This window comes from Actinomadura sp. 7K534 (assembly GCF_004348575.1).
In the GTDB taxonomy this organism is placed as follows: Bacteria; Actinomycetota; Actinomycetes; order Streptosporangiales; family Streptosporangiaceae; genus Spirillospora; species Spirillospora livida.
In genome coordinates this window covers 25,196-31,897 of sequence record NZ_SMKB01000070.1, presented here as the reverse complement: position 1 = coordinate 31,897, position 6,702 = coordinate 25,196, and the positions used below count along the sequence as shown (strand labels likewise).

The window sequence follows — 6,702 nt, the reverse complement described above, 5'->3', positions numbered from 1 at the left end:
CGCCCGCCCCGTCCCCGGCAGCGTTGCGCTCTCGACGGGGTTCGCCGGGCGTCGGAAACGGCGCCGCCCCGAACCCGGAGCAGACGCATCGACGGCCCCCGGGCACGGCGAACACGAGCAAGATCAATATTTGACGTCATACCGTCCCGAAATGGAATGATCTTGCAGCTGGCAGAACTGGTCATCAGATGTCGAGGAGGAAAGCCGTGCTGGATGCGGTCGACGCCGTGCTCGTCCGCGAGCTCCAGCGGGATGGCAGGGCGACGTTCCAGGCGCTCGCCGACCGCGTCGGGCTTTCCCGCACGGCCGTGCGGGCACGGGTGCAGCACCTTCTCGAGACGCGCGTCGTCCGCGTCGTGGGCATCGTGCACGCCGCCGTCGTCGGCGCGGAGGCGATCGGGCACGTGTCGGTCGCCGTGGACGGGTCGGCGCGGGAGGCGGCCGCGGCCGTCGCCGAGCGTCCCGCCGTCAGCTTCACCGCGCTGACCGCGGGGCCGCACGACCTCGTCGCGCAGGTCCGCACCCGCGATGACGCCGCCCTCGCCGCCGAGGTGGACCACATCCGGTCCATCCCCGGGGTGCGCGCGGCCGAGGTGTTCCGGTCGGTGGCCACCGTGCGCGACAAGCACGCGGTGGTGCGCGAGCTCGGCGAGATCAGCCTGGACGACATCGACTGGCGGCTCCTGCACGAGCTGCAGCGCGACGGGCGCGCCCCCTACACCCGCCTCGCGCACGTCATCGGGCTGTCGCAGGCCGCCACCCGGGCCCGGGTGGTCAGGCTCATGCGCTCGGGCGTCATCCAGGTCACCGGCCTGGCCGATCCGCTGGCCCTCGGCGCCGCCGAGCTCGGCGGCTTCGGGCTGGTGGTGACCGGCGGGCTGCGGAAGACCGCCGAGGCGGTCGCCGCCCAGGACGGCGTCCGCTACCTCGCGACGGGCTTCGGCCGCTACGACATCGTCGGGCAGGCCGAGGCGGCCACCCGCAGCGAGCTGGTCGGCGTGCTCGACGCGATCCGCTCGGTGCCCGGGGTGACGGTCCGGGAGTCCTGGCACCACCTGGACGTGGTCAAGGAGTCCTACGCCGTCGAACTCCCCGCCTATCCCCTCAACGGGTCGTCCTGACCTCCCCGCCCCGGCCACGGCCCGCCCGTGGCCGGGGCACCGCACGCGGCCGCCGGGTCAGTGGTCCTCGCGGGCCGTCTCCTTGGCGAACGTGAGGAAGTCGCGGGCGGCGGGCGGGAGCCTCCGGTGCGCGTGCACGAGCCCGATCATGCGGGTGAGCGGCGGCATGAACGACCGGACCGTCACGCCCTCGGTGTCCTCGATCTGGTTGCGGTACCACAGCAGGGAGCCCATCCCGGCGCGGACCCAGCCGAGCCAGGCGCCGCGCTCGTCGGACTCGACCGCCGCCACCGGGACGGCGCCGATGCGCCGCAGCAGCGTGTCGATCTCGGCGCGCCGGGCGCTGCCGCGGGCGGGCAGCACCAGCCGCATCCCGTCCAGCGCCGCGGGCGGCACCGGCTCGCGGACCTGCAGCGCGGGCGGCGAGATCAGCACGACCTCCCGCTGCTCGAACGGGTGCGCGGACATGTCGCCGGGGACGGGCAGGTCGGTCAGCGCGAGGTCGGCGCGGCCCGCGCGCAGCGCGGCCGCGACCTGGTCGCGGTCCTCGCAGCGGATCACCCGGACCCGGACGGCGGGCTGGTCGCGGGCGAAGCGGGGGATGAGCCGGCCGGTCAGCTCCGGCTCCAGGGACGCCGTGACGGCGATGCGCAGGTCGGCGCCGCGCCCGTTGGCCCGGGTGACCGCCAGGGCCTCGATGGCCTCGACGGCGTCCAGCGCGACGCGGGCCTCCCGCACGACCTGCTCCCCGACGGGGGTGAGGACGACGCCGCGGCCGGAGCGCGCGAAGAGCTCGACGCCGAGCTCGCGCTCGAGTTCGCGGACGGCCCGCGAGAGCGCGGGCTGGGCCACGTAGAGAGCCTGGGCCGCCGACGTCATCGTGCCGTGGTCGGCGGTGGCCACGACATAGCGCAGCTGCCGCAGATTCATGCCCTCGACCGTATGACAACGAACCGATTCGGTCCTGGACATAGCCGGAATCGGACCGAGAATCGATGCCCGCGGCCCCGTCCGGCCAGGTGGTCAGGGCCGCGTGCCCGGCGGCGCGTCCCCGCGCGGGCCCGCGGCGACGGCCTCCGGCCGGGGCTGCAGCTGCGGGGCGCCGACGCCGCACTGGGTCCGGCACTCCGGTGCGACCTTCTCCCCGGACGGGGTCCGCAGCGCGTCGTCGGCGACGGTCAGGAAGGTCAGCAGCGCCCCGGCGGCCAGCAGCGCGGCGCACGCCACCATCGCGATCCCGAACCCGCGCGAGAACTCGGCGGGGTTCTGGTAGGCGTCGCCGGTCAGCCCGGCCAGCGGCGGGATCGCCGCCACCGCCAGCAGCCCCGCGGTACGCGCCACGGCGTTGTTGACGCCGCTCGCCACGCCCGCGTGGCGGACCTGGGCGGTGGCGAGCACGGTGGCGGTGAGCGGCGCGACCGCCGCCGACAGCCCCAGCCCGAACACCACCACGGCGGGCAGGACGTCGCGCAGGTACGAGGCGCCCTCGCCGACCCGGGCGACCAGCAGCATCCCCGCGGCCGCCACCAGCATCCCGGCCGTCATCGGCAGCCGCGGGCCGATCCGCTGCGCGATCGCGCCCGCCCGGGCCGACAGCAGCAGCATCAGCACCGTGACCGGCAGCAGCGCGGTCCCCGCGGCGATCGGCGAGAACCCGCCGACGACCTGGAGGTTCAGGACGAACAGGAAGAACAGCACGCCCATCCCGCCGTACATGATGAACGTGACGAGGTTGACGGCGCTGAACTGCCGGGAGGCGAACACGTCCAGCGGCAGCATCGGCCGCGGCGGCGGCTCGCGGCCCGGCCGCCGGCCGCCGCGGGGCCCGCCCGCGCCGCGGGCCCGCTCGACGAGCACGAAGGCGACGGCGGCCGCGGCGCCCGCCGCGGCCGCGCCGGCGACCAGCGGGCTCGGGCCGGCCGCGGGCGCCTCGGTGAACGCGTACGTCGTCCCCGCCAGCGCGAGCGCCGCCAGCACCGCGCCGAGCACGTCGAAGCGCCCGCGGGCCTCCGGGTCGGCGCTCTCGGGGACGTGCCGCACCGCAACCAGCACCACCACGGCGGCCAGCGGGACGTTCAGCAGGAACACCCAGCGCCATCCGGCCGCCTCCACCAGCCAGCCGCCCGCGAACGGCCCGGCCGCGCCGGCGACCCCGGCCAGGCCCGACCAGGCGCCCACCGCGCGGGGGCGGTCGTCGGCGGTGAACGACGCCTGGATGATCGCCAGGGAGCCCGGGGTCAGCAGGGCCCCGCCCACGCCCTGCAGCGCCCGCGACAGGACCAGGGTCTCGATGTTCGGGGCGAGGCCGCACAGCGCCGACGCGACCGCGAACCAGACGACGCCGGTCAGGAAGATCCTCCGGCGCCCGAGCCGGTCGCCCAGCGACCCGCCGAGCAGGATGAACCCGGCGAGCGTCAGCGTGTAGGCGTTCACCGTCCACTGGAGCCCGGCCATGTCGGCGCCGAGGTCGTCCGCCAGCGCGGGCAGCGCCACGTTCACGACGGTGGCGTCGAGCATCGCCACGCCCGACCCGAGGACCGTCGCCAGCAGGATCCAGCGTCCGGGCCCGGTTCCCAGCCGGACGTCCGCCATCAGGCGGCCGGCTCATCGGCGAACATGCCTGCATCGTGCCACGTTCGCGCCCGGTCATGCGTCCCGCCGGGTCACGCGTCCGGCGCGGCGGTCACCAGTGGTCGGGGCTGAACGGCTCGTCCTCGGGCCGCGCGGACCGCGACAGCAGCCGCATGTCCGACTCGACCATCATCGTCACGAGCTCCTCGAACGTCACCGCGGGCTCCCAGCCGAGCTGCTCGCGCGCCTTCTTCGGGTCGGCGCACAGCAGGTCGACCTCGGCGGGCCGGGTGTAGCGGGCGTCCAGGACGACGTGGTCCTCCCAGTTCAGGCCCGCCGTGCGGAACGCGAACTCCACCAGCTCCCGCACCGACTGCGTCTGGCCCGTTCCGATGACGTAGTCCTCGGGGGAGTCCTGGGCGAGCATCATCCGCATCGCGCGGGCGTAGTCGCCCGCGTAGCCCCAGTCGCGCCGGGCGTCGAGGTTGCCGAGGCGCAGCTCGTCCGCCAGGCCCAGCTTGATGCGCGCCGCCCCCAGCGACACCTTCCGGGTCACGAACTCGGCGCCGCGGCGCGGCGACTCGTGGTTGAACAGGATCCCGCTGACCGCGAACATGCCGTAGGACTCGCGGTAGTTCTGCGTGATGTAGTGCCCGTAGCTCTTGGCCACCCCGTACGGGCTGCGCGGGTGGAACGGCGTCTCCTCGTTCTGCGGGGTCTCCCGCACCATGCCGAACATCTCCGACGACGACGCCTGGTAGAAGCGGATCTGCTCGCGGTCCGGGGTGCGGGACGGGCTGATGCCCGACACCACCCGGATCGCCTCCAGCATGCGCAGCACGCCCATGCCGGTGACCTCCGCGGTCAGCTCGGCCTGCTGCCACGACATCGGCACGTAGGAGATCGCGCCGAGGTTGTAGACCTCGTCGGGCTGGACCCGCTCCACCGCCGAGATCAGGCTGCCCTGGTCCAGCAGGTCACCGGTGGTGATCTGCACGTCGCCGATGTGCTTGCGCAGCCGCGACACGTGGGGGTTCGCCTGCCCCCGCACCAGGCCCCAGACCTCGTATCCCAGCTCAAGCAGATGCTCGGCCAGATACGAGCCGTCCTGTCCGGTGATGCCGGTGATGAGTGCTCGCCTGGACAGCGGATCCTCCATGGCTGAAATAGGTCCGACGCGGGCCCACCACGGGAGAATCCCGCAACGAGCGTGACATATGAGATTACCGACCACTCCAGGCCGATGACGAGAGAGGGCGCCGTTTGGACCGAATTCGCTTCTGGTTGGCCCGCCGGGCCCGCGATGTGCCACGGTGAGTGCATCATGACCTCACCGGACGTGCCGCCGCTGCGGCTGAACGGGCGCGAGATCGGCCCGCACGCGATCATGGCCGTGGTGAACCGCACACCCGACTCGTTCTTCGACCGCGGCGCCACCTACGGCTTCGACGCGGCCCTCGCCGCCGCGGACCGCGCCGTGGCCGACGGCGCCGAGATCGTCGACATCGGCGGGGTGAAGGCCGGCCCCGGCGAGGACGTCGGCGTCGCGGAGGAGCTGCGCCGGGTCGTCGACCTCGTCGCCGCCGTCCGCGAGCGCCATCCCGCCGCGGTGATCAGCGTCGACACCTGGCGCGCCGAGGTCGGCGACGCCGTGGCGCGGGCGGGCGCCGACCTGCTCAACGACACCTGGGGCGGGCCCGACCCGCGGCTCGCCGAGGTCGCCGCCGAGCACGGCATCGGACTGGTGTGCTCGCACGCGGGCGCCCTCCCGCCCCGCACCCGCCCGCACCGGATCGGGTACGGCGACGTCGTCGCGGACGTCATCGCGCACATCACCGGCCTGGCCGAGCGCGCCGCCGCCCTCGGGGTCCGCCGCGACGCCATCCTCATCGACCCCGCCCACGACTTCGGCAAGAACACCCGGCACTCGCTGGAGATCACCCGGCGGCTCGGCGAGCTCACCGGCACCGGATGGCCGGTATTGGTCGCGGTGTCCAACAAGGACTTCATCGGGGAGACCCTCGGCCGCCCCGTCGACGGGCGCGGGGTCGGCACGATGGCCGTCCTCGGCGTCTCCGCCCTCCTCGGCGCCCGCGTCTTCCGCGTCCACGACGTCCGCGCCGCCCGGCGGGCGCTGGACCGGTGCGGCGCCCTCGGCGCCGGTTGCTAGCTCCGCGGCTCAGCGCGTCGCGGGCGCCTTCTTCGCGGCGGCGGTCCGCGGGGAGGGGGCGGCCCCCTCGCGCCGGCGGGCCCGGTAGGCGGCGACGTGCATGCGGTTGCCGCAGGTGCGGCTGTCGCAGTAGCGGCGGCAGCGGTTGCGGGACAGGTCCACCAGGACCCGGCTGCAGTCGGGCGCCTCGCACGTGCGCAGCCGGTCCAGCTCGCCCGCCGCCACCACGTACGCCAGCGCCATCCCGCAGTCGGCCGCCAGGTGCTCGCCCAGCGGCGCGCCGGGCGCGAAGAAGTGGACGTGCCAGTCGTAGCCGTCGTGGTCGGTCAGGTGCGGGGTGGTGCGGACCTCCCCGACGATCTCGTTGATCCGGTCCACCGCGGCCTGGACGTCGTCGGCGCGGAACACCGCGTGGAAGCGGGCGCGCAGGTCCAGCACCCGGACCAGGTCGGCGTCAGTGAGCCGGCCGACGTCGCTGAACGTGTTGCGCTCCACGAACGCCTGCAGGCCGGGCAGCCCGCCGAGGCGCTCGGTGCCGGACGCCGCCGCGCCGGTGTTGATGAGGTCGACGACGACGGCGAGCGCGTGCTCGGTGTCATGGGTGAAGATCACAATGACTCCAGTCTCCGGGACCGGGGCGATCGTGTGCCCGGCCGCGCCGCCGGGGCCGGAACGCGGCCCGTGTGGGGCAACAACCATATGACGCGGACGGCATCCGGCTGCGGGCAACCCCGCCAGGACGCGCTGGCGAACGGCGGCCTGATCCGGCCGGAACGTCCTGTGCGGTGGGCACGGCGGCGGGTCCGGGCGAGCGTGGCCGGACGTGGCCGGGCGGCCGGG

6 protein-coding genes are annotated in these 6,702 nt (G+C 74.7%); 2 read left to right on the top strand and 4 right to left on the bottom strand.

Going from position 1 to position 6,702, the window contains the following annotated elements:
* The first annotated feature begins 206 nt into the window (after positions 1-206).
* The gene (locus tag E1266_RS16365; protein ID WP_132047778.1) at positions 207-1,121 is read left to right on the top strand and encodes an Lrp/AsnC family transcriptional regulator; all 915 of its coding nucleotides are present in this window, start codon (positions 207-209) and stop codon (positions 1,119-1,121) included.
* A 57-nt stretch (positions 1,122-1,178) separates the two neighbouring features.
* On the opposite strand, the gene E1266_RS16360 is transcribed toward E1266_RS16365, so the two are convergent.
* The 3 genes from E1266_RS16360 to gmd all read right to left on the bottom strand — a co-directional run bounded on the left by E1266_RS16360 (position 1,179) and on the right by gmd (position 4,839).
* Positions 1,179-2,051, bottom strand: a complete 873-nt coding sequence (locus E1266_RS16360; protein ID WP_132047776.1) for a LysR family transcriptional regulator — start codon at positions 2,049-2,051, stop codon at positions 1,179-1,181.
* Positions 2,052-2,144: 93 nt separating this feature from the next.
* A complete protein-coding gene (locus tag E1266_RS16355) occupies positions 2,145-3,713 on the bottom strand; it encodes an MFS transporter (protein WP_132047774.1) in 1,569 nt (522 codons plus the stop codon).
* Between the two features lie 91 nt (positions 3,714-3,804).
* The gene (gene gmd / locus E1266_RS16350; protein WP_132047785.1) at positions 3,805-4,839 is read right to left on the bottom strand and encodes a GDP-mannose 4,6-dehydratase; all 1,035 of its coding nucleotides are present in this window, start codon (positions 4,837-4,839) and stop codon (positions 3,805-3,807) included.
* 177 nt (positions 4,840-5,016) lie between these two features.
* Between gmd and folP the strand changes: the two genes are divergently transcribed.
* Positions 5,017-5,862, top strand: coding sequence for a dihydropteroate synthase (folP, locus tag E1266_RS16345; protein ID WP_132047772.1), 846 nt, complete (start codon positions 5,017-5,019; stop codon positions 5,860-5,862).
* Positions 5,863-5,871: 9 nt separating this feature from the next.
* On the opposite strand, the gene E1266_RS16340 is transcribed toward folP, so the two are convergent.
* Positions 5,872-6,474, bottom strand: a complete 603-nt coding sequence (locus E1266_RS16340; RefSeq protein WP_132047770.1) for a CGNR zinc finger domain-containing protein — start codon at positions 6,472-6,474, stop codon at positions 5,872-5,874.
* Positions 6,475-6,702: the final 228 nt, after the last annotated feature.